The sequence below is a fragment of the Roseovarius salis genome, from assembly GCF_044472985.1.
Lineage (GTDB): Bacteria > Pseudomonadota > Alphaproteobacteria > Rhodobacterales > Rhodobacteraceae > Roseovarius > Roseovarius salis.
In genome coordinates this window covers 26,927-51,777 of sequence record NZ_JBISDG010000001.1, presented here as the reverse complement: position 1 = coordinate 51,777, position 24,851 = coordinate 26,927, and the positions used below count along the sequence as shown (strand labels likewise).

The 24,851-nt window shown below is 68.1% G+C and carries 26 protein-coding genes; 16 read left to right on the top strand and 10 right to left on the bottom strand.

Annotation, left to right across the window (positions count from 1 at the left end; translation table 11 throughout):
* The first annotated feature begins 1 nt into the window (after position 1).
* Both ACH13J_RS00255 and ACH13J_RS00250 read left to right on the top strand, forming a co-directional pair.
* Positions 2–1,027 (top strand): glycosyltransferase family 2 protein, encoded by a 1,026-nt coding sequence (locus ACH13J_RS00255; protein ID WP_397541300.1) that lies wholly within the window; start codon positions 2–4, stop codon positions 1,025–1,027.
* A complete protein-coding gene (locus ACH13J_RS00250; protein WP_397541299.1) occupies positions 1,017–2,036 on the top strand; it encodes a hypothetical protein in 1,020 nt (339 codons plus the stop codon). The genes ACH13J_RS00255 and ACH13J_RS00250 overlap by 11 nt, the downstream gene beginning before the upstream one ends.
* A 2-nt stretch (positions 2,037–2,038) precedes the next feature.
* Here ACH13J_RS00250 and ACH13J_RS00245 read toward each other — a convergent pair whose 3' ends face one another.
* On the bottom strand, positions 2,039–3,001 hold the full coding sequence (locus ACH13J_RS00245; protein ID WP_397541298.1) for a glycosyltransferase family 2 protein: 963 nt from the start codon (positions 2,999–3,001) through the stop codon (positions 2,039–2,041).
* Between the two features lie 136 nt (positions 3,002–3,137).
* Between ACH13J_RS00245 and ACH13J_RS00240 the strand changes: the two genes are divergently transcribed.
* On the top strand, positions 3,138–4,253 hold the full coding sequence (locus tag ACH13J_RS00240; protein ID WP_397541297.1) for a trypsin-like peptidase domain-containing protein: 1,116 nt from the start codon (positions 3,138–3,140) through the stop codon (positions 4,251–4,253).
* Between the two features lie 123 nt (positions 4,254–4,376).
* Positions 4,377–4,907 carry a carboxymuconolactone decarboxylase family protein gene (locus tag ACH13J_RS00235; protein WP_397541296.1) on the top strand — a complete coding sequence of 177 codons (531 nt, stop codon included), beginning with the start codon at positions 4,377–4,379 and terminating at the stop codon, positions 4,905–4,907.
* On the opposite strand, the gene ACH13J_RS00230 is transcribed toward ACH13J_RS00235, so the two are convergent.
* Together ACH13J_RS00230 and metG are read right to left on the bottom strand one after the other, a co-directional pair.
* Complete coding sequence (locus ACH13J_RS00230; RefSeq protein WP_397541295.1) at positions 4,898–5,908, bottom strand: ATP-binding protein; 1,011 nt, start codon at positions 5,906–5,908, stop codon at positions 4,898–4,900. The genes ACH13J_RS00235 and ACH13J_RS00230 overlap by 10 nt on opposite strands.
* 81 nt (positions 5,909–5,989) lie before the next feature.
* The gene (gene metG / locus ACH13J_RS00225) at positions 5,990–7,708 is read right to left on the bottom strand and encodes a methionine--tRNA ligase (RefSeq protein WP_397541294.1); all 1,719 of its coding nucleotides are present in this window, start codon (positions 7,706–7,708) and stop codon (positions 5,990–5,992) included.
* 191 nt (positions 7,709–7,899) lie between these two features.
* Between metG and ACH13J_RS00220 the strand changes: the two genes are divergently transcribed.
* Positions 7,900–9,189, top strand: a complete 1,290-nt coding sequence (locus ACH13J_RS00220; protein WP_397541293.1) for an MFS transporter — start codon at positions 7,900–7,902, stop codon at positions 9,187–9,189.
* A 16-nt stretch (positions 9,190–9,205) separates the two neighbouring features.
* Here the strand turns inward: ACH13J_RS00220 and ACH13J_RS00215 are convergent, their stop codons facing one another.
* The 3 genes from ACH13J_RS00215 to ACH13J_RS00205 form a co-directional block, all read right to left on the bottom strand.
* Entirely contained in the window at positions 9,206–9,961 is a 756-nt protein-coding gene (locus ACH13J_RS00215) for a 3-oxoacyl-ACP reductase FabG (RefSeq protein ID WP_397541292.1), read from the bottom strand.
* A 100-nt stretch (positions 9,962–10,061) separates the two neighbouring features.
* Positions 10,062–10,628, bottom strand: a complete 567-nt coding sequence (locus ACH13J_RS00210) for a YceI family protein (protein WP_397541291.1) — start codon at positions 10,626–10,628, stop codon at positions 10,062–10,064.
* Positions 10,629–10,665: 37 nt separating this feature from the next.
* A complete protein-coding gene (locus tag ACH13J_RS00205) occupies positions 10,666–11,271 on the bottom strand; it encodes an ImuA family protein (protein WP_397541290.1) in 606 nt (201 codons plus the stop codon).
* A 109-nt stretch (positions 11,272–11,380) separates the two neighbouring features.
* Between ACH13J_RS00205 and ACH13J_RS00200 the strand changes: the two genes are divergently transcribed.
* Positions 11,381–12,424 carry an aldo/keto reductase gene (locus tag ACH13J_RS00200; protein WP_397541289.1) on the top strand — a complete coding sequence of 348 codons (1,044 nt, stop codon included), beginning with the start codon at positions 11,381–11,383 and terminating at the stop codon, positions 12,422–12,424.
* Between the two features lie 82 nt (positions 12,425–12,506).
* Here the strand turns inward: ACH13J_RS00200 and ACH13J_RS00195 are convergent, their stop codons facing one another.
* Complete coding sequence (locus ACH13J_RS00195; protein ID WP_397541288.1) at positions 12,507–13,364, bottom strand: helix-turn-helix domain-containing protein; 858 nt, start codon at positions 13,362–13,364, stop codon at positions 12,507–12,509.
* A 107-nt stretch (positions 13,365–13,471) separates the two neighbouring features.
* Between ACH13J_RS00195 and ACH13J_RS00190 the strand changes: the two genes are divergently transcribed.
* The 3 genes from ACH13J_RS00190 (at position 13,472) to ACH13J_RS00180 (ending at position 15,587) form a co-directional block, all read left to right on the top strand.
* Positions 13,472–13,678, top strand: a complete 207-nt coding sequence (locus ACH13J_RS00190; RefSeq protein ID WP_397541287.1) for a DUF2061 domain-containing protein — start codon at positions 13,472–13,474, stop codon at positions 13,676–13,678.
* A complete protein-coding gene (locus tag ACH13J_RS00185; protein WP_397541286.1) occupies positions 13,671–14,588 on the top strand; it encodes a fatty acid desaturase in 918 nt (305 codons plus the stop codon). The genes ACH13J_RS00190 and ACH13J_RS00185 overlap by 8 nt, the downstream gene beginning before the upstream one ends.
* Before the next feature lie 96 nt (positions 14,589–14,684).
* Positions 14,685–15,587 (top strand): EamA family transporter, encoded by a 903-nt coding sequence (locus ACH13J_RS00180; RefSeq protein WP_397541285.1) that lies wholly within the window; start codon positions 14,685–14,687, stop codon positions 15,585–15,587.
* Here the strand turns inward: ACH13J_RS00180 and ACH13J_RS00175 are convergent.
* The 3 genes from ACH13J_RS00175 to ACH13J_RS00165 all read right to left on the bottom strand — a co-directional run bounded on the left by ACH13J_RS00175 (position 15,584) and on the right by ACH13J_RS00165 (position 18,375).
* On the bottom strand, positions 15,584–16,285 hold the full coding sequence (locus ACH13J_RS00175) for an NUDIX domain-containing protein (RefSeq protein ID WP_397541284.1): 702 nt from the start codon (positions 16,283–16,285) through the stop codon (positions 15,584–15,586). The genes ACH13J_RS00180 and ACH13J_RS00175 overlap by 4 nt on opposite strands.
* A 50-nt stretch (positions 16,286–16,335) precedes the next feature.
* Positions 16,336–16,725 (bottom strand): DUF983 domain-containing protein, encoded by a 390-nt coding sequence (locus tag ACH13J_RS00170; protein ID WP_397541283.1) that lies wholly within the window; start codon positions 16,723–16,725, stop codon positions 16,336–16,338.
* 258 nt (positions 16,726–16,983) lie between these two features.
* A complete protein-coding gene (locus ACH13J_RS00165; protein ID WP_397541282.1) occupies positions 16,984–18,375 on the bottom strand; it encodes a diguanylate cyclase in 1,392 nt (463 codons plus the stop codon).
* A gap of 86 nt (positions 18,376–18,461) precedes the next feature.
* Here ACH13J_RS00165 and ACH13J_RS00160 point away from each other — a divergent pair, with 86 nt between their 5' ends.
* From ACH13J_RS00160 to ACH13J_RS00130, 7 genes are all read left to right on the top strand, one after another.
* The gene (locus ACH13J_RS00160; RefSeq protein WP_397541281.1) at positions 18,462–18,746 is read left to right on the top strand and encodes a DUF3572 domain-containing protein; all 285 of its coding nucleotides are present in this window, start codon (positions 18,462–18,464) and stop codon (positions 18,744–18,746) included.
* A gap of 7 nt (positions 18,747–18,753) precedes the next feature.
* Positions 18,754–19,461: an HAD-IA family hydrolase gene (locus ACH13J_RS00155; RefSeq protein ID WP_397541280.1), complete on the top strand. Its 708-nt coding sequence runs from the start codon at positions 18,754–18,756 to the stop codon at positions 19,459–19,461.
* Complete coding sequence (locus ACH13J_RS00150; protein WP_397541279.1) at positions 19,458–20,351, top strand: EamA family transporter; 894 nt, start codon at positions 19,458–19,460, stop codon at positions 20,349–20,351. Before ACH13J_RS00155 ends, ACH13J_RS00150 begins: the two co-directional genes overlap by 4 nt.
* Positions 20,352–20,439: 88 nt before the next feature.
* The gene (locus tag ACH13J_RS00145) at positions 20,440–22,002 is read left to right on the top strand and encodes a trimethylamine methyltransferase family protein (protein WP_397541278.1); all 1,563 of its coding nucleotides are present in this window, start codon (positions 20,440–20,442) and stop codon (positions 22,000–22,002) included.
* Positions 22,003–22,105: 103 nt separating this feature from the next.
* On the top strand, positions 22,106–22,699 hold the full coding sequence (locus ACH13J_RS00140) for a heme NO-binding domain-containing protein (protein WP_397541277.1): 594 nt from the start codon (positions 22,106–22,108) through the stop codon (positions 22,697–22,699).
* A complete protein-coding gene (locus ACH13J_RS00135; protein ID WP_397541276.1) occupies positions 22,696–23,742 on the top strand; it encodes a diguanylate cyclase domain-containing protein in 1,047 nt (348 codons plus the stop codon). The genes ACH13J_RS00140 and ACH13J_RS00135 overlap by 4 nt, the downstream gene beginning before the upstream one ends.
* A 65-nt stretch (positions 23,743–23,807) precedes the next feature.
* On the top strand, positions 23,808–24,821 hold the full coding sequence (locus ACH13J_RS00130) for an NAD-dependent epimerase/dehydratase family protein (RefSeq protein ID WP_397541275.1): 1,014 nt from the start codon (positions 23,808–23,810) through the stop codon (positions 24,819–24,821).
* Positions 24,822–24,851: the final 30 nt, after the last annotated feature.

The window sequence follows — 24,851 nt, the reverse complement described above, 5'->3', positions numbered from 1 at the left end:
CATGGCCCGGCTTTCAAGGCAGACACCGCGCCGCGTGATCTTTACCACCATGAAGAACGAGGGCCCCTTCGTGTTGGAATGGGTGGCCTATTACCTGTCGCTGGGGTTCTCGGGTTTCGTGGTTTGCACCAACGACTGCGCCGACGGCACCGACCGCATCGTCGAGCGGCTGGAGGAGCTTGGAATTGCCAGTCACCGCCCGAACCGCATCCGCCCGGGCAACAACCCCCAGCACAAGGCGCTGGGCAGGGTGCGGTCGCACCCGTGGGTGCAGGATGCGCACTGGCTGCTGGGCATCGACGTGGACGAGTTCCTGAACATCCGCGTGGGCGACCGGACGCTCGATGCCTTCATCGACGCCATTGGCGAGGTCGATGCCGTCTCGCTGACGTGGAAGCTGTTCGGCTGTGGCGGCATCGAGAGCTTCGAGGACCGACCCGTGACCGAGCAGTTCTTCCTGTGCGATCACGAGGAGACGCCGTCATCGGGGCGCGCGCATGGCTTCAAGACGATGTTCCGCAACAACGGCACGTTCCGCCGGTTCAACCCGCACCGGCCCAAGAACCTTGCGCCCGGCCGGGACGAGGCCGATGTGCGCTGGTCCGACTGCGGCGGCAACCTGCGGCCGATGGCGCAGATCGGCTGGCGGTCCTGGGACGGGTTCAGCCACGCCCATGCCCGGCTGCACCACTACTCGGTCCGTTCGGTCGAGAATTTCCTGGTCAAGCGCGACCGGGGCCGCACCAATCACATCAAGCGCGACCAGACCGAACACTACTGGGCCGACATGAACGTCAACCTGACCGAGGATCGCTCGATCCTGCCGCTCGTTGACCGGATGCGCCCGGTTCTGGACGAGCTGATGGCCGACCCGATTCTTGCCGCGCTGCATGCCGAGGCGGTGACATGGCACCGTGCCAAGATCGCGGAGTTGCGCGCGCGGGAGGACTGGACCGATTTCCGCGCATGGCTGGCGGCGCACAAGATGGGGGCCAAGACCCCGGCGGTGCTGGACTATGAAAGCTGATCCCGGGCCGGCGGTTCCGCGCGCGGGGCTCCTGATCCATGTCGGGATGCAAAAGACCGGCAGCACGGCGCTGCAGAACTTCCTTCTGGCAAACCGGCGGGCGCTTGCCGGCAAGGGGCTGCATTACATCGCGCACGGGCGCAAGAACATCTCGCACAACCGTCTGTACCGGCCGCTGCGCGGCGAGGCGGCGGGCCAGGTCTGGCGGGAAATCGCCGCCGAGACGGCGGCGCATGGCGGCGCCCTGTCGCTGTTGTCGAGCGAGCTGCTGTTCGACCGCGGGATCGCGGAGGCGATGGCGCGCCACATGCCCGGCGCGTTGCGCGCGCAGGCCCGGGTGGTTGTCTATGCCCGCCGGCAGGACACCTATCTGGAGGCGATGTACAAGCAAAAGACCAAGAACGGCCGCGAGAACCTTTCGCCGCAGGCCTTCGTGGACAAGAAGGGTGACGAGCTGGGGGATTACGCGGCGGTTCTGGACAGTTTCGCGGACGCCCTTGGCGCGGATCGCATCCTGCTGCGCCGGTTCGAACGCGGCGCGATGGTGGATGGCGACATCGTGGCCGATTTCCTGAGCCTGCTGGGGCTCGACAAGGCCGACGATACGTTTGTCCAACCGGCGCATGAAGCCAACCAGACCCTGTCACGCGCGGTGACCGAACAGCTCGGCGCGCTGGCCCGCCATTCCGGCGTGAACGTGCGCGAACTGGCCCGCGAAATGATGCGCGATCCCGCGGGTGCGCCGCGGCGGTCCGGTGACGTGTTTACCAACGATCAACGCCGCCGGATCATGGCGCGGTTCGAACCGGGCAATGCCAGGATCGCGCGGCGTTTCCTGAACGGGGGCGATGTGCCGCTTTTCGAAATGTCCGATCTGGCCCCGGGGGCGCCAGAGCGCCATCCCGACGCGGCGGAAGAGATCAGGCTCTACGCCGAGGCGCAGGAGCGTGTCGCCGCGGCCATCGGACGGGTCGAGGCGCGCGGTCGCGCCAAGCTCTTTCGCGGGTGATGTCAGGCGGTTCGCGCGCAGTGCAGGAACAGCTCGCGGTTCGCCGGGTCGGCCAGCAGCGTGTCGAGTCGCGCGGCGTAGTGGCGCAGCGCCTGCCGCCGAAGCCGTGACAGGCGCCCGCTGCTCCGGGCGTCGAGGGCTTCCATTTCCGCGCGGATCTCCGGCGCCCGGCTGCGCAACATCGTGTCCGCATCGCGGTTGGCGTGTTTCTGGCGGCGGTCCCAGAAATGTTCGCGCAGGTCGCGGTCGGGCTGGTGGGCGCTGCCGCGCGTGGCCTTGACCAGGAAACTCGACGCGTCCCGCAGAACGTAGTGATTGACCTGCGCCAGCTTCAGCAGCCCCGGGTCGGTCGAGCGGTGGTTCTTGATGCGGAATGCCCCTTCCGGCATCCCCGACCCGTTGACCGTCCGCGGCGCCGGCCCGGCGTCATCGACGGGGTGGACACGGTGCACGCCCGGCCGCTTGAACAGCGCCGTTCGGAACAGGCTCTTGTATCCTTTCAACCCCTCGGCCATGTCCGCGGCCGGGTCGCAGAGCGTGAAGCGTTCGGTCACCAGCCGGTCGGAAAGGGAAGAGTAGCCGCCCGCGCCGAACATCCGCCAGTTCACCAGCACGCGGTCGCTGTCGGGTAGGGCGGCGACAAGATCCTGCACCGTCCCGCCGCCGCACTTGACCAGCAGGAACTCGTCAAGGTCCAGCGCCATCGCCCAGTCCGCGGCGGCATAGGCCGGGAGTTCGGCCGCCCGGGTGTAGGCACGGACCTGGTGACGCCCGCGCTTGGCCGGGTTGTCGAAATAGGAAATCGCCCCGATCCGCTCCAGCTCGTTCAGCGTTTCGGCGGTGCCGTCGGTGCTGTCGTTCTGGTACACGATGATGGGGTCGAACCCCGCAAGCCTGTGAAACGCCACCCATTCCAGCACGAACGGCCCCTCGTCCTTTGCCGTTGCGACCAGCGCGACCCTCAAGATGGCTCTCCCGCGTTTCCCTGCTTTGGACGGCAGCGTAGAAGACGGCCACGCCAAAGGAAAGCCGCGACGGTTGCATCGCGGCGCGTGAATACCCACCCTCGGGCAGAACCTGAACGAGAGGATACGGGTTTCGATGAGCTATCGCTTCTTGATCCGCCTGATGGCCGTCACGCTGGCCGCCATGGTGGTCGTAAGCACCTACCAGATCATGCCGGCCGTGCGCATGGCCTATCTCGAACCCGAGGCGGAGCCGAGGGTGGTCACGGCGCGGGGCGATCTGGCCGGCGACGAGAAGGCCACGATCGAACTGTTCGAGACCGCGCGCGACAGCGTGGTGTTCATCTCGACGGCCGAGCGGGTGCGTGACCCGTGGTCCCGCAACGTGTACGAGCAGCCGCGCGGCACCGGGTCGGGGTTCCTTTGGGATGGCCGCGGGCACGTGGTGACCAACAACCACGTGATCGAGGGCGCCTCGGCCGCGACAGTCCGTCTGGCTGACGGGCGCAGTTTCCCCGCGCGGCTGGTGGGGCGCGATCCCTCGCACGATCTCGCCGTGCTGCGCATCGAATCCCGAGAATTGCCCGCGCCGGTGACGGTTGGCAGCAGTTCGGAGCTGCAGGTGGGCCAGTCCGTGCTGGCCATCGGCAACCCGTTCGGCCTCGACTGGACGCTGACAAAGGGCATCGTCTCGGCGCTCGATCGCGAGTTGCCGTCGCGCAGCGGCCGGCCCATTACCGGGCTGATCCAGACCGACGCGGCGATCAACCCGGGCAATTCCGGCGGGCCGCTGCTGGACAGCGCGGGGCGGCTGATCGGGGTGAACACGGCGATCTACAGCCCCTCCGGCACGAGCGCCGGGATCGGGTTCGCCGTGCCCGTGGGCACCGTCAACCGCGTTGTGCCCGAACTCATCGAGACGGGCGAGTATGCCCCGCCCGCGATCGGCATCCGCTATGATCCTCGGGTCAACCAGCTGGCCCGCGGCGAGGGCATCGAGGGGGTTATGATCCTCGGGGTGGAACCGGGATCGCCCGCCGCCCGCGCCGGTCTGGAAGCCGCGCGGTTTTCCGGCGGCGGGCGGATCAGCCCGGGCGATATCATCACGGGCCTCGACGGGACGCGGATTGCCGGGATCGACGACCTGCTCGCGGCGCTGGACAAGCATCGCCCCGGCGACACGGTGGTGCTTGAACTCACCAATGACGGCGAGACCCGCGAGGTCAAGATCGAGCTGGCGGCGGGCGGATGACGCGGCCGTGAGCGGGGCGCGTTGTTGCGGTGCCGTGATCGTGACAAGGGCCCAGAGGCGAGGCGATGGACGATCACAGCGCGCCCGTCTATGGTCACCGGGCGGCTGACGAAGAGGCAAGACGTGGTGACAGACAGCGAAAACACGCCCGAAAAGCCGGATGAGAGGAATCCTGAGGGGGTTCCCAACCTTTTCAGGACGCTGAAGGCCAACCCCGCCGTGTTGTCGGGGTTCGAGGCGCTGGACGGCCATCTGACCGAGAACGGCCGGCTGACGGAGGCCGAGCGTATGCTGGTGGGGCTCATGACGGCGCTGGAAAGCGACTGCGCCTATTGCCGAGCCGCCTTGTCAAAGGAGGCGCGCGACGCCGGCGCCCACGATCCGAGCGTGCGGGCGGTGCTGTCCTGCGAGCTGCCCGAGAACCCGCGCGAGCGCCTGCTGGTGCAGGCCGCGCGGCGCATCATCGAGTTGCGGGGGCGGCTGCCCCGGTCGGAAATCGCGCATTTCGCCCGGCAGGGGCTGGACGAGCCCTCGTTGCTGGAGGTGATCGCGGTGGTGGGCGAGTTCGTCATCGCGACCTATGCCAACAACCTGATGCGCACGCGCATCGACCCCGAGTACCGCGGCGCAGACGAGACGGGTTGTCAGTGCTGATCCGGTAGATCGAGGCGGAAGGTGGTGCCGCCCGGGCCGGTGTCCTCGACGGTCAGCGTGCCGCCGTGGCCGTCCGCCAGCTCCGAGGCGATCATCAGGCCCAGCCCAGAGCTGCCGCCGGGCGTTTCCTTTTCCCGCTCCAGGCCGGCAACGACGGTGTCGGGCAGGCCGGGGCCGTCGTCTGTGACGGTGACGCGCGCGCCCGCGCCCTCCCGCTGGCCGCGGATCGTGAGCAGGCGCGCCCCCGCGTCCGACGCGTTGCGCACGAGGTTGAGCAGGATCCGGTAGACCTGGTCGTAGTCGGCGTCGAGCGCGACGCTGTCGGCCGGGTCGAAGGCGATCTGCGCGCCCAGCCCGCTGGGCAGAACGGCCGTGGCCATCAGGTCGTCGACCACGTCGTCAAGCAGGAAGCGCGTCGGGTCGGGGCGCTGTTCCTCGGCCCGCCCTGCGCGCAGCGTTTGCTGGCAAAGGTCGAGCGCGCGTTCGAGCGAGCGCGACATGACATCTGCCCCGGTGCGCACGTTGGGGTCCGAATGGCCCTGCAGCCTGTCTGACAGCAGCTGCGCCGTGGACAGCGCGTTGCGCAGGTCGTGCACGAGCTTGCGCACCGACTGCCCCACCTCGGCCAGCTGCTCGCCGCGCAGGTCGCGGATGAGTACCAGCAGCTCCTGGCGGCCCGCGCGCGTGACGGCGGTGCTGCGGATCTCGGCCGGAACGAAGGCGCCGCCGTTGGTGCGGCAGGACAGGTCGTCGCGCTGCCACGCGCCGTGGCTGATCGTTTCCTCGAAGAAGTCGTTAAGGCGGGGCAGTTCGTGGGGATGGATGTCGCCGGCGGTCATGCCCGTCAGCTCGTCGCGACTATAGCCCAGCATCTCGGCCGCGGCCGCGTTCGCGGCCCGGATCGATCCGTCCGTTGCATCGAGGAGCAGGGCGGGGGCGGGCATGCCGTCGAACAGATGCGCGAACGAGTCGCCCGTGTCCTGCGATCGCTGGGTCGTCATGCAACCGGTCCCCTTTTGGTTGTGACCCACGTCGAGTCGCACGTTCGACGCAACCCGGTCAAGCTCATCCGGGCAGTCCGGTCAGGCGCGCGCCCCGGCGAAGCGCGCCTGCCAGTCCTCGCGCTGCGCATCGGTGATCTTGGCAAAGAGCACCTCCGGCACGGAGAAGGCATGGCCCGCGGGCAGGGCCGACACCGCGGCGGACAGATCGCCCGGCCACGCGGCGTCGCCCGTGTTCATGGCGTGCAGCATCTTGCCGGCGGCGTCGGGGATGAAGGGCGCCGAGAGCACCGCGTAGACCCGGATCAGGTTGAGCGCGAGGCGGATCTGCATCGCCGCCGTGTCCGGGTCTTGCTTGAAGGTGGCCCAGGGGGCGGCGTCTTGCAGGTACTCGTTGCCCGCCACCCAGATCCCGCGCAGCGCCATCGCGGCCTTGCGGATCTCGATCGCTTCCATGTGCGCCTCGTAGGCGCGGGTCTTGGCCTCCAGCTCCTCGATCAGCGCGGCTTCGCGATTGCCGATCTCGCCGCCCTCCGGCACCGCCTCGCCGAACTTGGAGCGGCAGAACTTCGTCACGCGGGAGACGAAGTTGCCGAGGACGTCGGCGAGGTCCTTGTTCACGTTCGCCTGGAAGTTCTCCCATGTGAACTCGGCATCACCGCCCTCGGGCGCATGGCTGAGCAGCCACCAGCGCCAGTAATCCGCCGGCAGGATATCGAGCGCCTGGTCCATGAACACGCCCCGGCCCTGCGAGGTGGAGAACTGCCCGCCATCGTAGTTGAGGTAGTTGAAGGACTTGATGTAATCCACCAGCTTCCACGGCTCGCCCGACCCCAGCAGCGTGGCCGGGAAGCTGAGCGTGTGGAACGGCACGTTGTCCTTGCCCATGAACTGGGTGTAGCGGACATCGTCGGCCCCCTTGTCGGTGCGCCACCAGCGTTGCCATGCGGCGTCGTCGAGCCCGCGCGCCTCGGCCCATTCGCCGGCACAGGCGATGTATTCGATGGGCGCGTCGAACCAGACATAGAACACCTTGCCCTCCATGCCGGGCCAGTCCTCGTCGCCGCGCTTGACGGGAATGCCCCAGTCGAGGTCGCGGGTGATGCCGCGGTCGCGCAGGCCGCCCTCGTCGTGCAGCCATTTTTTGGCGATGGACGTGGTCAGCACTGGCCAGTCGGACTTCGAGTCGATCCACGCATCGAGTTCGTCGCGCATCTTCGACTGGCGCAGGAAAAGGTGCTTGGTTTCGCGCACTTCCAGGTCGGTAGAGCCGGAAATCGCGCTGCGCGGGTCGATCAGGTCGGTGGGGTCGAGCTGTTTCGTGCAGTTCTCGCACTGGTCGCCGCGGGCTTTCTCGTAGCCGCAGTTGGGGCAGGTGCCCTCGATGTAGCGGTCGGGCAGGAACCGGCCGTCGGCGAGCGAATAGACCTGTTTCTCGGTCACCTCCTCGATCAGACCGTTCTCGTAGAGCTTGCCGGCGAAATGCTGGGTAAGGCGGGTGTTCTGGGGGCTGGAGGAGCGCCCGAAATGGTCGAAGCTGAGGCGGAAGCCGTCGGAGAGGTCCTTTTGAACCTGCCACATCTCGGCACAGTAGTCCGCCACCGGCTTGCCGGCCTTGGCGGCGGCCAGTTCGGCCGGGGTGCCGTGCTCGTCCGTGGCGCAAAGGAACAGCACCTCGTGCCCGCGCCCGCGCAGGTAGCGGGCGTAAAGGTCTGCGGGCAGCTGGCTGCCCACGAGGTTGCCTAGATGCTTGATCCCGTTGATGTAGGGGATCGCCGAGGTGATAAGGTGCCGTGCCATGTTCGCGTCGCGCCTTTGCCGGGTTCGTTTCGCCCCGTTTAAAGGGCCTTGGGGCCGAGGGCCAGTGCCCGATTGGCAGGCGCGCGGGCAGAATCCCGCGTCGGGGTCGCAAACGGGTTTGACGCTGTCGCGTGCGCACTGCTAGCGCGCCCGATACGACGCGGTGTCCGCGCAGCACAAGGGTCAGCGGCATGTTTCAGGTTCTCGCCTCGGTCTGGGCCCTTCTGCTGGGCATGACCCTCATCATGATCGGCAACGGCATGCAGGCGACGCTGATGGGTGTTCGCGGCGCGCTGGAAGGGTTCGGCACGCTGCAGCTGTCGCTCATCACCTCGGGCTATTTCCTGGGCTTTCTCGTGGGCAGCCGGATTGCGCCCGAGATGATTCGCAGGGTGGGGCATGTCCGCGTCTTTGCCGCGCTTGCCTCGTTCATTTCCGCCGGGCTCATCGCCTTTCCCATCCTGACAGATCCCTGGAGCTGGACGGCGATCCGCGTCGTCCTGGGGTTCTGCCTGTCGGGGGTGTACGTCACGGCCGAGAGCTGGCTCAACAACGCCGCGACCAACGAGACGCGCGGCAAGGTGCTGTCGGTCTACATGGTGGCACAGATGGCGGGCATGATCGCGGCGCAGGGGATGATGAACCTCGGCGACGCGAGCGGCTTCTTCCTGTTCGTGATTCCCTCGATCCTCGTCTCGCTGTCCTTCGCGCCGATCCTGCTGTCGATCTCGCCGACGCCCGCCTTCGAGACCGCCAAGCCGATGAGTCTTTTGCAGCTCTACCGCAATTCCCCGCTGGCCAGCGTCGGCACGCTGCTGCTGGGCGGGGCGTTTGCCGCGCAGTTCGGCATGGCGTCGGTCTACGGCGCGGCGGCGGGGCTGAGCGTGCCGCAGATCACCGCCTTCGTCGCCGCGATCTTCACCGGTTCGATGGTGTGCCAGTTCCCGGTGGGATGGCTGTCGGACCGGATGGACCGGCGCGTGCTGATCCTCGTGCTGGCCGCCATCGGGACGGTGGCGACGGGCTCCAGCTTCATCCTCGGCACACCGTTCGAGGTGATCCTCGTGCTCGCGTTCATCGTGGGCGGGGTGGCCAACCCGCTCTACGCGCTGTTCATTGCCTACACCAACGACTACCTCGAGGTGGACGACATGGCGGCCGCATCCGGCGGCCTTGTTTTCGCCTACGGCCTGGGGGCGATCGTGGGGCCGATGGCCACGGGGCAGATGATGGAACTGGCCGGCCCCGACGGGTTCTGGCTGTTTCTCGTGGTGATCTTCGCGGCCATCACCGTTTATGCCGCCTGGCGGATGACCCGCCGTCCGGGCGTGCCGGTGGACGAGACCGGCGCCTATCTCGGTGTGCAGCCCACGGCATCGCCGGTTGCGCTGGCGGCGGCGCAGGAATGGTATGCCGAGCAGGCCGAGGAACAGGCGGCCGAGGACGCCGAGGAGGATGCCAGCGCGGGGGCCAAGGGCTGACGCGCCGTGCGCGCCCTCATTGCGCGGTATAGCCGCCGTCGACAAGGTGATAGCTGCCGGTGATGAAGCCCGCGTCGTCGCTGAGCAGGAAGCAGGTGAGGTTGGCGACCTCGTCGGCCGTGCCCAGCCGACCCACCGGGTGCATCCGCGCGATGGCCTGCAGCGTCTCGGCGTCGAGGTTCTTTTCCAGCAGCGGCGTGTTGATGAAACCCGGGCCGACGGCATTCACCCGCACACCATGCTGGGCGTATTCCATTGCCGCCACCTTGGTCAGCCCCACCACGCCATGCTTGGCCGCGACGTAGGCGCCCGCGGTGGCGAAGCCCACGCTGCCGAGGATCGATGACATGTTCACGATCGCCCCGCCGCCCGCGCGCTCGATCGCGGGCAGGGCGTAGCGCATGCCGTAGAAAACGCCGTTGAGGTTGATGCCGATCAGGTTGTGCCAGTCGTCCAGCGGATACTCGCCCACCGGGCCGGGCGTGCCGCCGATGCCGGCGTTGTTGACCAGCAGGTGCAGCGCGCCAGCGGCCGCCTCGGCGTCGGCCACCATCGCTTCGACCTGCGCGGGATCGGCTGTGTCGACGATGTGCGTCCGTGCCGATCCGCCCGATTGCGTGATCTCGTGCGCGACCGCCTCTGCGCCCGCGGTGTCGAGGTCGGCGACCGTCACGGTCGCACCGCCCGCGGCGAGCTGGCGGCAGATCGCCGCCCCGATGCCCGAGCCGCCGCCGGTGACGATGGCCGAGCGGCCGTTGAAATCATGTGACATGGGAATCTCCTTTGACTGTGACCGTGCCTTCGCGCGCAGGGTTGCCCATCGGGTTCGGCGACACATTGATGCAGGTCAGTTGCGTGTCCCTGCGGCGCCGTCAGCGCGCGATTCGCGCAACGACACGCAGGCCGATCCGGTCGCTGACAAGACCTGCGTAGCCCGTGACGCCGAAGGCGGAGCGGCTGATCTCGCCGGTGAGCAGTATGATGAGCCGGTCGCGATCCGTCGGGGCCGTGCCCTGCTGACGGTACAGGCCGCCATCGAGCGTTACCGTCCGCGTGATGCCGCGGACGGTCAACGCGCCGCGGATGGTGAGGTTCTGCAGGTTGCCGCTGAGTCCCGTCGACCGGAAACGGATGAACGGGTGGTTCTGCGTGTCGAGCATCCTTGGGCCGCGTATGGCGTCGGTCGCCATGAAGAAACCGGCGCGCGTCCCGGCGGCGTCGAGCGTGACCCGCACCCGGCTTGCCGGCAGGTTTTCAAGGTCGAGCGTCAACTCGACGGCGTGTATGGGCATGCGGCCGGTCATGATGCTGCCGTCGAGGTTGTAGGTGAATCGCACCTCGGATCGTGCGGTGTCGAGCCGGTAATCCGCGGGGGCGGCGCCCACGGCGTGGGCGAGCAGGGCCAGAAGGCCGAGTACGGGGATGATGCGGTGCAGCATGACCGCATGTTAACGGTCCGTGGCGGCGCGGCCAGCCCTATTCGTGTTGTGCCCCGCTCAGCCGCCAGGCGCGCGGCCGCCCCGTCAGACGCCATGAGCATGGCGGCAGGGTGCGGGCGCGGCGGCGCGACAGTGTCCAGCCGGGCGCGCCCGGGGCGTGGGCCTGGGCCATGTGCCAGCGCGTCTCGATCCCCGGCGCGCCCCCGTCTGCGGGGGTCAGGACAAGGCCGAGGGGCGTGCATATGCCCTGCGTCGCCCCCGTCTCGGCGGCCAGGTGCAGGCGCCTCACCGCCGTCATTCCCGGCGGGGCCGGCAGCTCGGCCACCGCAAGGGGCACCGCGCCGCTGCGCAGCACTTCCTCCAGCGTCCACAGCAGGTCCGCGTCCCGCCGCGGCGCGATGAAGGTGAACCGCTCCGGCCCGGCGACGCCCGCCATACCGTCGGGGTTGAGCCAGTCGCGCTGCCACGCCGGGGCGATCCAGAAGACGTCGCCCCGCATGGCCCCCGCCACCAGCATCGCCAGCATGTGCCGCGCCGGCCCGCAGATTTCGTGCAGCCGCCCCAGCGGCAGGGTGAGATGACCCAGAACCGTCAGGTCGGGCCGGGCATGGTGCGTGCGGCGGTCGAGCAGGTGGGCGTTCATGCCCGCAAGGTATAATGTTCTTTGGTTGTTCTCAACACGTGAAATACGGGGTGACCTTCCTGCCAGAAACGCTAGGGTCGGGGCGGCGAAGCGAACGGAGGGACCAGAGATGCAGATGAACCCGCTGGGCCGCACGGGGCTGGAGGTCAGCGCGCTGTGCCTTGGCTCGATGACATGGGGCACCCAGAACACCGAGGCCGAGGGCCACGCCCAGATCGAGGTGGCGCTGGCGCATGGTGTCAATTTCATCGACACGGCGGAGATGTATCCGGTCAACCCCACCTTGCCCGAAACGACCGGCCGGACCGAGGAGATCATCGGCACGTGGTTCGCCAGAACGGGGCGCCGCGGCGACGTGATCCTTGCCACCAAGCATTCCGGCGAGGGCTTCAGGGGCGCGCGCGACGGGGCGCCGATCACCTCTGACACCATCCCCGGGGCGGTGGAGGGCTCGCTCAGGCGCTTGCAGACCGATTACATCGACCTTTACCAGTTCCACTGGCCCAACCGCGGCAGCTACATGTTCCGGCAGAACTGGCGTTATGACCCGTCGGGGCAGGACCGGGCCGAGACCATCGCGCACATGGAAGATGCGCTGGAGGCGCTGCAAAAACAGGTGGACAAGGGCAACATCCGCCATTTCGGCCTGTCGAACGAAAGTGCCTGGGGCACCTCGCAATGGCTGCGCATCGCCGAGCAGAACGGCTGGCCGCGCGTGGTGTCGATGCAGAACGAGTATTCGCTGCTCTGCCGGCTCTACGACACCGACATGGCCGAGATGAGCGTGAACGAGGATGTCGGGCTCTTGGCGTTCTCGCCGCTGGCGGCGGGTCTTCTGACCGGCAAGTACCAGGACGGGCAGGTGCCCGAGGGGTCGCGCATGACCCTGAACGAGACGCTGGGCGGGCGCCGGACGGACCGCGCCTTTGCCGCGGCGGGGGCCTATCTGGACATCGCCCGGCGGCATGGGATGGACCCCGCGCAAATGGCGCTGGCGTGGTGCCTGACGCGGCCCTTCATGTGCTCGGCCATATTCGGGGCGACGACGCCGGGGCAGCTCGAAACCGCGCTTGGCAGCGCCGAGATCCGGCTGACGCAGGAAATCCTCGACGAGATCGACGCGACGCATCGGGCGCATCCGATGCCCTTCTAGCGTGGTCTTCAGATGCGCGCAGGGCGCCGGCCCCGCACGCGGGGCGCGGTTTGCGTCCTGCCGCGGTGGGCACGTGACTCGTTCATGCCTCTTTCCACAGCGCGCGCACATGCCCGGGCAGGCCCCGTGCCGTGACATTTGCCTCGCGCACGAGGTGATCGAAATGCGCGGTCAATGCCTGCACCCGCTCGGTGTCGCGAAAGACGAGGTAGCTCTGCCCGATATAGATCGCGGCGAGCATCGGGCCGAAGATGGTGACCGGGGTGGAATAAAGCCGCCGCGCGTCGAACAGGTAGATCCGCATGCGCGGATAAAGCTGCTCGGCCACGTCGACAAGGTATGTGGCCTGTTCCTCGCGCGTTTCGCGCGGCAGGCCAGCGTAGTATCCTTCGCCACTGATGAAGGAGTAGACCTCGAACAGGGGCAGCGCGATCTCGTAATCCGACTGGGTGCGGCGCATCCATGACAGCCGGTCCTCCGACGCGCCGATCGCCTGGTCTATGCTGCGGCCCAGATGCGGCGCGTATTCCCATTTCAGCATGGCGCGGGTCTTGAGCATGTCGGGCAGCCCGGCGGGCACGTGACGGATTTTGTAGCCCGCGGCCTCCCGGTGCCATCTGAAAATCTGCTCGTCCACCATGGCCCGCGGCGCCTCGGTCAGCGAGAGCGTGTTGGCCAGTATGTCGGCGGCCGTCTCGGGCCGGTCGGTCAGGCCGAGCAGCCAGTCCGCCGAGATCCCCAGCGTGGCCGCGCATTCCCCGACGATCTGCGCGTTCGGTAGCCTTGCGCCGGTGCCCTTTATCAACTGCGACACGGTCGACCGGTCGACGCCGATCGCCCGCGCCAGCGCGCTCTGGCTGACGCCGCGGTCGCGCATGGCCTCGCCGAGGCGCGCACGGAACAGGGCCGCGCGGTGGCGTTTGTCGGTTTTTTCCGTCATGCGTTTATAAATATCAACATTGCAGATAAATGTTAACCATATTCGGACTACGCCGCCACCGGCTCGTGGCGTAACCAGAACGGGATCAGGAACAAGAGGAGAAAGGAATGGAGACGCGAGCGCGTACGCTTGTGAAAGCCGTTTTGTGGAACGTGATCGGCCTTGCGGTTATGAGCCTTGTGGGCCTGTTGATGACGGGCTCGGCCGCCGTGGGCGGCATCATGGCGGCGGTCAACACGGCGATCGGGCTGGTCTCTTACGTCCTTTACGAACGCGTCTGGTCACGGATTCGCTGGGGGCGCGCCGATGTCTGAGACGCCGCGCCGCGAGACCGGGATCGAGTGGCCGACAATCGGTCTGATGCTTGGCTGCTACGCTTTGTGGGCACTGGCCACGACCTGGGCCGCGGTGTTCTGGCTGCCCTTGGGTATCGTGCTCGCGGCGATTGCCATCGCCTTCCACTCGTCTCTCACGCACGAGGCGCTGCACGGCCATCCCTTTGGCGATGCGCGGCTCAACGAGGCGACGGTGTTCGCGTGCCTCGGGCTGTTCGTGCCCTACCGCCGCTTTCGCGACCTGCACCTGGCGCATCATGTCGATTCGATCCTGACCGATCCGTATGACGACCCGGAATCGAACTACATGGATCCCGCCGTGTGGGCCAGGTTGCCCCGCTGGGTGCAGCGGCTGTTGATCGTCAACAACACGCTGGCCGGGCGCATGATCGTCGGCCCGGCGATCGGCATGGCGGTGTTCCTTCGCGACGACTGGCGTTCGATCCGCAACGGCGACGCGCGGGTTCTGAACGCGTGGGTCATGCATGTTCCCGGCGTGCTGCTCGTGCTGGCCTGGGTGGTCTGGTCGCCGATGCCGCTCTGGGCCTATTTCGTCGCCGCGTATGCGGGGTTTTCCGTGCTCAAGATCCGCACCTTTCTGGAGCATCGCGCGCACGAACGTGCTAGCGGGCGCACCGTCGTGATCGAGGATACCGGCCCGCTGGCGCTGATGTTTCTCAACAACAACCTGCACGTGGTCCACCACATGCACCCCGGCGCCGCGTGGTACCGCCTGCCGCGGCTTTTCCGCGAGAACCGCGAGAAGTACCTGGCGCGAAACGGCGGGTATTACTACCGCTCCTACGCCCAGATCTTCGCGGATCATTTCCTCAGGCCCAAGGATCCGGTGCCGCACCCGCTTTGGCCGCACGCCGACCGGGAGGGCTGAGCGCGGCAAGATCTTCGCGAAGATCTTGCGGCGGGATTTTTCGCGAAAAATCCCGCGCTCTGGATTTCCGGTGCAAAAGGCCGCATAGCCCCGGCCATGGAGCCATGGATCCTTCTCTCGGTCACGGCGGCGGCGTTCCAGACGCTGCGCTTCATGCTGCAGAAATCGCTCAGCATGGGGCCGTTATCGGCCGGCGGGGCGACGTTTGCGCGGTTTTTCTACTCCGCACCGGCGGCGCTTGGTCTTGCGGCGGGGTATCTGGCGTGGTGCGGGCAGGCGGTTCCGGCGCTGTCCGGGGCATTCTGGGCGTTTGCGCTGAGCGGCGGTCTGGCGCAGATCCTCGCGACATGGTGCGTGGTACTGTTGTTCGCGCAGCGCAATTTCGCGGTCGGGATCACCTTCAAGAAGACCGAGGTCATCCAGACCGCGCTGGTCGGTTTCCTCGTGCTGGGGGACCGGGTCAGCCTTGCCGGGATGGCGGCCATCCTCGCGGGGCTCTGGGGGGTCGTGGTGCTGTCGGACACGCCGGCGCTGCCCGGCGGCCGGCTGCGGCGTCTTTTCAACCGGGCGGCGGGGCTCGGGCTGGCCTCGGGCGCGTTGTTCGCCGTGTCTGCCGTGGCGTACCGTGGCGCCACGCTGGAGGTCGGCAGCGACGACGCCTTCCTGCGCGCCGCGGTGTCGGTGTCGGCGGTGACGCTGGCGCAGTCGCTGGCGATGGCCGGTTGGCTGGCATGGCGCGAGCCGGGGCAACTGGCACGGGTCTGGCAGGCGCGCCGCAGGGCCGTCTGGATCGGGATCACGAGCCTTGGCGGCAGCGTCAGCTGGTTCACGGCCTTCACGCTCCAGAACGCGGCCTATGTCTTTGCCGTCGGGCAGGTGGAGGTGGTGTTGTCGCTGCTGGCCTCGGTGCTGGTGTTCCGCGAACGCGTCACCCGGCGGGAGCTGGGCGGCATCGCGCTGCTGACCGCCAGCATCCTGCTGTTGGTGCTGGCGGGCTAGAGGTCGGGCGGGGGCGCCCGCCCGTGCAGGCGGCGAAACAGGCTTTCCTCGTCGTCGTTGCGGAAGAACGGGACCGACGCCGGGGGCGACCTGTCTCTCGCGCGTGCGGCGACCTCGGCCAGCACGACCTCGGTGATGAAGGGCAGGTCGAGCGCGCGGGCTTCTGCCAGCGGAACCCATTGCAGGTGCGACAGCTCGTCGGCGGCGCCCGAGAAATCATCCGGGTCGCCGCGGATGTCCGCGGCGTCGACCAGAAAGAACCGCGCGTCGAAACGCCGTGGCCGTCCGGGTGGGGTGATCGCGCGAAAAAAGAATTGCATATGCTCCGCGGTCGGGCGGTGTCCCGTCCGGGCATAGCGCTCCCAGTCCGGCCCCGGCACGCCGGGCCACGCGCCCGGCGTACCGAGCAGCAGGCCGGTTTCCTCCCACAATTCTCGGATCGCGGTGACGGGCAGCACGGCCGACAGGTCTTGCTCGGCATCCTCGCGCAGACGTTCCGCACAGATCGCCGGCAGCGGGTGCGCCAGCGGCACGTCCGCGTCCTCCGAGTCGAGCGCCCCGCCGGGAAAGACGAATTTCGACGGAAAGAACGCGGCCTTGCGGCCGCGCTGGCCCATCAGGACCCGCGGATCGCTGTCCCTGTCGCGCAGGACGATCACCGTGGCGGCATCTCTGACGGCGGTCTTGTCGTCGGTCATTCGTTCCCTTCGCATGGCGGCGAGGTCTGCCGCGGGGCACCCACGGGGCGTCAGGCCTGTTCGCCGAACCCGTGCATCATCCGGGCCCATTGGAACCCCACGACCGCCCCCTTCAGACGCGGCAGAAGGTACAGTGACAGCCCGACGCATCCAATGGCGAATATCGTGAACAGCACCAGCGGCTCGGGTCGGAACATGGTAAAGGAGACATGCAGCAGCGGCGCCATGAGGTGACCGACAATCAGGATGGTCAGGTAGGCGGGCCCGTCATCGGCGCGGTGGTGGAGCAATTCCTGCCCGCACACCATGCAGACGTCGCGCACCTGCAGGTAGCTTTTCATCATCGGGCCCGTGCCGCAGCAGGGGCACTTGCGCCGGAATCCCTTGCGCAGGGCGGGCCAGAGTGCTCGGGGTCCGGTATCGGACGGGGTGTCGGTCATGGTCATCCTCTTCACGCCGCGCCCCAAGATGCCGCCGGATGCGCCGGCTTTTAAGGGGCCAAACCGTCCGTGCGTCGCGATGTCGCGAAACCGCCGGCGCGGCGGATGTGACGTGCGCGCGGCCGCCGCCGGTCAGGACCGGCAGGTGGGCGCAGTCCCGCGGCGCAGCATACGCGCCCGTGGCGATGATACAAGCGCGGCGCGTCGCCCGGCCGCGGAACGGTGGGTCGGGGCGGCGCACGAGGGGGCGACGTGCGGTCAGGCCGCGGGGCGGCGGCAGAACGTGACCGTGTTGCGGCCGCCCGACTTGGCGCCATAGAGTGCCCCGTCGGCCTGCCCGATCAGGGCCTCGATGTCGGCGGGTTCCGGCCTGTTGCACGGCGCGGCCAGCGCCACCCCGATGCTGACCGTCACCGACACCTGACCGGAGGCGCCCGGCAGCGCCACCGGGTGTTCCCGCACCAGCGCGCAGATCCTGTCGGCAAGGCTGCGCGCCTGCGAAAGCGAGGTGTCGGGAACGGCTATGAGAAACTCCTCGCCCCCGATCCGGGCGATCATTTCCTCGGAGGGCAGCGCGCCCTGCATCCGCCGCCCGATCTGGGCGAGGACCGCGTCGCCGGCTGCGTGGCCGAACCGGTCGTTGACCGTCTTGAAGTGGTCGAGATCGGCCAGCATGACGGCGAATGTGCGTTCATCGCGCGCCGCGCTGGCCGACAGCCGCTTGAGATAGGTGAGGGCGTAGCGGCGGTTGTAGAGCCCGGTCAACGGGTCCACGACGGCGGCGTGCAACCCGCTAGCAAGGGTTTCGCGCATGGCATCGTCACGCCGTTTCTGGTCGAGTTGAAGTGACAGGCGCATGGCGATTTCCCGGTCGCTGACCCCGCCTGCGACCGCGTCATGCGCGCCCATGTCGAGCACCGGCCCGATCAGGTGCTCCGCCTGGGGGTCGAGCAGCGCGACCACGCGCGCGTGCCGCGTCTGCGGCGAGGCCTGCAATTCCGCGACGAGGCTCAGCCCCGCGTCGGTCTGGTCGGCGCCGATGCGGACGACGAAGAGATCCTGTCGGTGCTGTGGCCCGTCGATCGTGCCGGGCGGTTCATAGCCCGCGGCTGACAGCTGATGCCGGCAGAACGGCTGCAGGCGGGCGAGCGTATCCTGCGAACGGTCCGGCCGGTCGGCCAGTATGGCGATCCGGGCCGGCCCGTCGAAGGTGGCAGGCGCCTCGGCAAAGCCAAGCGCCGCGGCGGTGTCGGCATGCATCCTGAGCTCGGCGTTCATGTGCCGCTGCCGCAGGATCCGGCGCAGCCGCGCGAGCAGCGCGCTTTCGACAAAGGGTTTGCGGATCACGTCGGCGGCGCCGGCCTGCAGCGCCGAAACGCGGCGGTCGGCGTCCGCGGCCGTCATCAGCACGACCACCGCGGGCATCGGGTCCCCGCCGGGGCGACCGAGCGCCCGCAGGAGCGCCTCGGTCGACATGTCGGGCAGGTTGTCGCTGACCAGCAAGAGATCCGGCCGGTCACGACGTGCCCGCGCCACGGCCTCTGCGCCGCTTTCGGCCTGCGTCACCGTGTAGAAGGCCGCCGAGAGCTTGACCTTCAGCACGATCCTGTTGGTGGCAAGCGGGTCGACGATCATTATCGTTCCGGTCATGTGCCGTCGCCTTTCGGACTTGCTCTTTCGCTCAGGGAGACTATCCATGGCACTGGTTAAGAAAACCTTTCCGGGAATTAACTCTTTTGAGCTTGTCGCAGGATGCCGCCGAAGCGATCGCGCTTGAATGCCTGGCCTGGCTGGCGGGCAACGATGACCTGTTCCCCGTCTTTTTGGGGGCGACCGGGGCCTCGGCGGCCGACGTGCGCGAGCGCGCGCAAGACCCTGAATTCCTTGGGGCCGTTCTTGATTTCGTGCTGATGGACGACGCGTGGGTGACGGCGTTTTGCGAGCATGCGAATCTCGCGCCCGCCACGCCCATGGCCGCCCGTGCCGCGCTGCCCGGCGGCCAGCAGGTTCACTGGACGTGACCGGATCATGGTGAACGAACCGGTCAGAAAGGTTGACGCGCTGCTTTTCGACAAGGACGGCACGCTGTTCGATTTCCACGCCACCTGGAGCGTGTGGGCGGAGGATCTGATCGCGGCCCTTGCCGAAGGATGTCCCGCGCGGGCCGCGTCGCTGGCGGCGGCGATCGGGTTCGATCCCGGCGCGCGGCGCTTCCTGCCCACCAGCCCGGTCATCGCGGGCACCAACCGGGAGGCGGCGGAATGCGTCGCCCGGGTGATCCGCGACCGGTCCATCGCCGATCTGGAGGAAGAGCTCGCCCGGGCCTCGGCCGAGGCGCCGCTGACGCCGCCCGTGCCGCTTGGCCCCTTGCTGGACGGGTTGCGCGGGCAGGGGCTGGTGCTCGGGGTCGTGACCAATGATAGCGCCTTTGCCGCCGCGGCACACCTGCGCGCCGCCGGCATCGCCGAGCGGTTCTCGTTCGTCGCCGGGTTCGATTCGGGCCACGGGGCCAAACCCGCGCCGGGGGCGTTGTTGGCCTTCGCGCGGGCCGAGGGGCTCGATCCGCGCCGTGTGGCGATGGTGGGTGACAGCACGCATGACCTGATCGCCGGACGGGCGGCGGGGATGATCCCGCTTGGCGTGTTGACGGGTCCGGCCGGCCATGACGAGTTGTCGCCGCATGCGGATGCCGTGCTGCCCGATATCGGGCATGTTCCCGCGTGGCTGTCCGCATGAGCCGTCGCCCGGCATTCGGCCTCGGGCTGGCGGCGGCCGGGGCGCTGTTTCTCACGCCGGACGCGCTGTTCATGCGGTGGTCGGAGATGGACGGCTTCCAGATGACCGCGTGGCGCGGGCTTTTGATGGGCAGCGTGATGATGCTGGGCTGGGCCCTGCTCAGCCGCGACCGTGGCGGCGACCTTGCCCAGCTGGCCAGCCGCCCCGGCCTGGCGATCGTCGGCTGCCAGTTCCTGAACTCGACCCTTTTCTGTCTCGGCATCGCCTCGGCACCGGCGGCGGTGGTTCTGTTCGGTGTTGCCGCCGTGCCCGTGTTCTCGGCGGTCCTGAGCCGTGTCATCATGGGCGAGCCGACGCGCCTCGCGACCTGGGCGGCGATGGCGGCCGTGATGGTCGGCATCGGCATTTCCGTCTCCGGCGGAAAGGGCGAGGAAGTCGGTCTCAACCTCCGTGCGCTGGCCGGGGCGGCGTTCGGCCTTGGCGTGGCAGCGGTTCTGGCGCTCAATTTCGTGATCCTGCGGGCCCGGCCGGGGCTGCCGATCCCGCTGGTCATCGGTCTGGGCGCATGGGCGGCGGGGCTGAACGGGCTGGCCATCACCGGCGTTGGCGCGATGACGGACGGACACCCGTGGGCGATGGCCGTGACGGGATGTATCATCCTGCCCGTGTCGTTCTTTACCCTGTCACTGGCGTCGCGCCACACGCAGGCGGCCAATGTCAGCCTGTTGATGCTGCTCGAAACGGTGCTCGCCCCGCTTTGGGTCTGGATGGGGGTGGGCGAGCGCCCCACCGTCAACATGGCCATCGGCGGCGCGATCGTGGTGACCAGCCTTGCCATTTACCTGATCGTAACCGGGCGGGGCCTGCGGCCGAAACAGGCCCACGGCTGAAAGCGCAGCGACAGGATGCGTCGCAAACGGGCAATTGCGCACCCGGGCGCGGTGTTTCCATGGTGCTGACGCAAGCAGGAGAGCCATCATGTCAGTTCAGGCCAAACGCAGGCGGCGCGGCGGCGGACGTGCCGGCAACGCCGAACGGCGCGGAACCGCGGTGATCGACCAGATGCCGTGGTCGCCCCCTGTGATGATCGACCCGCCGGTGGCGCCGCTCGACGAGGAGGGCATACAGGCGGTGCATGATGGGGCGATGCGCATCCTCGAGGAAATCGGGATCGAGTTCCTGAATCCCCGGGCGGTGGACTTCCTGCGCGCCTCGGGGGGGTGCGAGATCGACGGCGAAAACGTGCGCATGGGCCGCGATTTCGTGATGGAGATGATCGGCAAGGCGCCGGCGCAGTGGGACATCGTCCCGCGCAACCCCGACCGGTCCATCACGATGGGCGGGCGGCACCTGAATTTCGGCAATGTTTCCTCGCCGCCCAATTACTGGGATCTGGGGCTTGGCCGCAAGGTGCCCGGCACGCGCGAGATGTGCCGCAACCTGCTCAAGCTCAGCCAGTATTTCAATTGCATCCACTTCGTCGGCGGCTACCCGGTCGAGCCGCAGGACGTTCACGCCAGCGTCCGCCACCTCGACGTGCTGTACGACAAGCTGACGCTGACCGACAAGGTCGCGCATGCCTACTGCCTCGGCGCCGAGCGGGTGGACGACGTGATGGAGATGGTGCGCATCGCCGGCGGCCTGACCGCGGAGGAGTTCGAATCCCGCCCGCACATGTACACCAACATTAACTCCACCTCGCCGCTCAAGCACGATCACCCGATGCTCGATGGCTGGATACGGCTGGCGCAGCGCAACCAGGGTCTGGTGGTCACGCCGTTCACTCTGGCCGGGGCGATGGCCCCGGTGACCATGGCGGGTGCCGTGGCGCAAAGCCTTGCCGAGAGCCTGTGCGCGGTGGTGCTGGCGCAGGTGATCCGCCCCGGCGCATGCTGTGCCATCGGCACCTTCACCAGCAATGTCGACATGAAGTCGGGCGCGCCCGCCTTTGGCACGCCAGAGTACATGCGTGCCACCCAGATGACCGGGCAGCTGGCGCGCTTCTACGGGCTGCCCATGAGGGCTTCGGGTGTCTGCGCGGCCAACGTGCCGGACGGGCAGGCGATGTGGGAGACCTCCAACAGCCTGTGGTCGGCGGTGCAGGCCGGCGCGAACATGGTCTATCACGCCGCCGGCTGGCTGGAGGGCGGGCTGATCGCCAGCCCCGAGAAGTTCGTGATGGATTGCGAGATCCTGCAGCAGATCGAACGGTATCTCGACCCTGTGCTAACCCGGACAGACCCTGATGACATCGCGACGGAGGCGGTGCGCGAGGTCGGCGGGCAGGGTCATTTCTTCGGCATCGAGCACACGCAGGAGCGCTATACCACGGCCTTTTACCAACCTTTCCTGAGCGACTGGCGCAACTACGAGGCGTGGGAGGCCGCGGGCGGCGTCTGGACGGCAGAGCGCGCGCACCAGGTGTTCCAGGACATCATCGCCAGCTTCGAGGCGCCGCCGATGGAGGCCGGCGCGCAAGAGGCGCTGGCGGAGTTCGTTGCCCGGCGCAAGGCCGAGGGCGGGGCGCCGACGGATTTCTGAGTGCCGGCCCGCCGCGCGGTCGGCGGGGTGACGACAATTGGCTGCATTGAGACGTCGTTAACCCGCCGCTGCCAGTATCGCCCCCGCGCAAACGGAGGCGGCGATGCACGGGCTGATCAACCAGGCCATCGAGAACTTCGCGCGGGAGACGTACGGCGATGCCTTCTGGTCCGGTATCGCCGGCCGCGCCCGGCTCGGCTACGAGCGTTTCGAGCCCATGATGATCTACGATCCGCAGGTAAGCCGGCGGGTCCTGGACGCGCTGTCGCAGGCGCTGGACAGGCCCGGCGGCGAGGTGCTGGAGGATATCGGCACCTATCTCGTCTCGTCCTCCGGCACGGGCGCGGTGCGGCGGCTCTTGCGGTTCAGCGGCACGGATTTCGTCGACTTCCTGCACGCGCTCGACGATCTGCCCGCACGGGCGCGGCTGGCCGTGCCGGAACTCGACATGCCCGGGTTGCTGCTGCGGCAGAACACGGCACGTTCCTTCACGCTGACCATCCGCACGCCCTGCGATGCGACATTCGGCTTTGGCCGCGTGGTGATGGGGCTCTTGCGGGCGATGGCCGATGACTACGGGGCGCTTGTCTACCTCGATTACAAGGGCGGCTGCGGCGACAACGAGGTGATCGAGGTGCTGGTGCTCGAAACCACCTTTGCCGAGGCGCGGGCCTTCGATCTCGGGGCGCCGGCGTGACCGGCGTGCCGCCACTGCATGTCGCGGGGCGCTACCTGGACACGCTCTGCCCCATGCACGCCGTGCTTGATTCGACCGGTCACGTGGTTCATGCCGGGCCGACGCTGCACCGGGTGGTGACGGGGCAACCACTTGTCGGCAGCCGGTTGCTGGAAATCCTGGAACTGCAACGACCCCGCGCAACGGGCACGATGGAGTCGCTGCTTTCCCTTGTCGGGCTGAAGCTGCACTTTGCCCTGCGCCGGCCACCCCGGACCGAACTCAAGGGGGTTCTCGTGCCGCTCGATCCCGACAGCGGGAACGGGCCGCCCGGCCGGGCGGTGATCAACCTTTCCTTCGGGATTTCGATCATCGAGGCAGTGCGCGATTTCGGCCTGACCGGCAAGGATTTCGCGGCCACCGACCTGGCGGTGGAGATGCTGTACCTCGTGGAGGCCAAATCGGCCGTGATGGAGGAGTTGCGCCGGCTGAACCTGCGGCTGAACGGCGCGCGGCTCGCCGCGGAGGAGCAGGCATTCACCGACACGCTCACGGGGCTGCGGAACCGGCGCGCCATCGGGCCGGTGCTGGCGCGCCTTGCGGATACCGGCGAGGGCGCGGCGTTGGTGCAACTTGACCTTGACGGGTTCAAGGCCGTCAACGACAGCCATGGCCACGCCGCCGGCGATCGCGTGCTGCAGGCCGTTGCGCAGCGACTGACAGCGGCGACGCGCGCGGTGGATGCGGTGATCCGCACCGGCGGCGACGAGTTCCTGCTCATCCTGCCGGGGTTGACCGATCCGGCGGAGGTTGCGTGCCTCGCCGAACGTCTCATCGCGGTGCTCGTGCGCCCGGTCCCGTACAACGGGGTCATGCTGGAGGTCTCGGCGAGCATAGGGGCCAGCGTGGCGCCCCACGCCGGCGCGCTCGACCCCGGCCGCATGCTGGAAGAAGCCGATACCGCCCTCTACGCCGTCAAGCAGGCCGGGCGGAAAGGTTACAGGATCTACGCGCCCGAGCTGGGGCGGATGGGCCGCGCCGGCGGCACCGACGGATCGGCGTAACGCTTGTGCACAGCCCCCTCGGCCGCTATCGCTGGAGCGTTGCGGGGAGTTGGGGAAAGACCGGGATGACGCGCGTGTTCATAACCGGAACGGCCGGGTTCATCGGCTATCACCTTGCCGATCTCCTGCTCGGCGAGGGGCACGAGGTGCACGGCCTCGACGGTATGACGGATTACTACGATGTCTCTCTCAAGCAGCGCCGTCACGAGATGCTCGCGGCGCAGCCCGGCTTCACGGCGACAGAGGCCATGCTGGAGGACCGTGCCGCGCTGGACCGGGCGGTGGATGCCTGTGCGCCGGAGATCATCGTGCATCTCGCCGCGCAGGCCGGCGTCCGCTACAGCCTCGAGAACCCGGCCGCCTATGTCGATGCCAACGTGGTGGGCAGCTTCAACGTGATGGAGGCCGCCCGGCGGCACGGCGTGCGGCACCTGATGATGGCCTCGACCTCGTCGGTGTACGGGGCCAACACCGACATGCCCTATGCCGAGACGATGAAGGCGGACACGCCGATGTCGTTCTACGCCGCCACCAAGAAGGCGACGGAGTCGATGGGGCACGCCTATGCCCATCTGTGGGATCTGCCCACGACGATGTTCCGGTTTTTCACGGTCTACGGGCCATGGGGGCGGCCCGACATGGCGCTTTTCCGTTTCGTCGACGCGATCCTCGAGGGCCGGCCGATCGACATTTACAACCACGGCGAGATGCACCGCGATTTTACCTATGTCGACGACCTCGTGCGCGGCATCCGCCTGCTGATGGATGCCGTTCCCGAGCGGCCGCATGGCGCGGACGGCATCGCGCCGGGCGACAGCCTGTCGCCGGTGGCGCCCTACCGGGTGGTCAATATCGGCAATTCCAGCCCGGTGCGCCTGCTGGATTTCGTCGAGGCGATCGAGGCCGAGCTGGGCCGGCCGGCAAAACGCAACATGATGCAGATTCAAAAGGGCGACGTGCCGGTGACATGGGCCGACGCGGGCCTGTTGCAGCGGCTGACGGGCTATCGCCCGCAGACGGGGCTGCAAGAGGGGATCGCGCAGTTCGTGGCGTGGTTCCGCGACTATTACGGGCGCTGAGGGGAGGGGCGCTGCCCCTCTTGGCCTGCG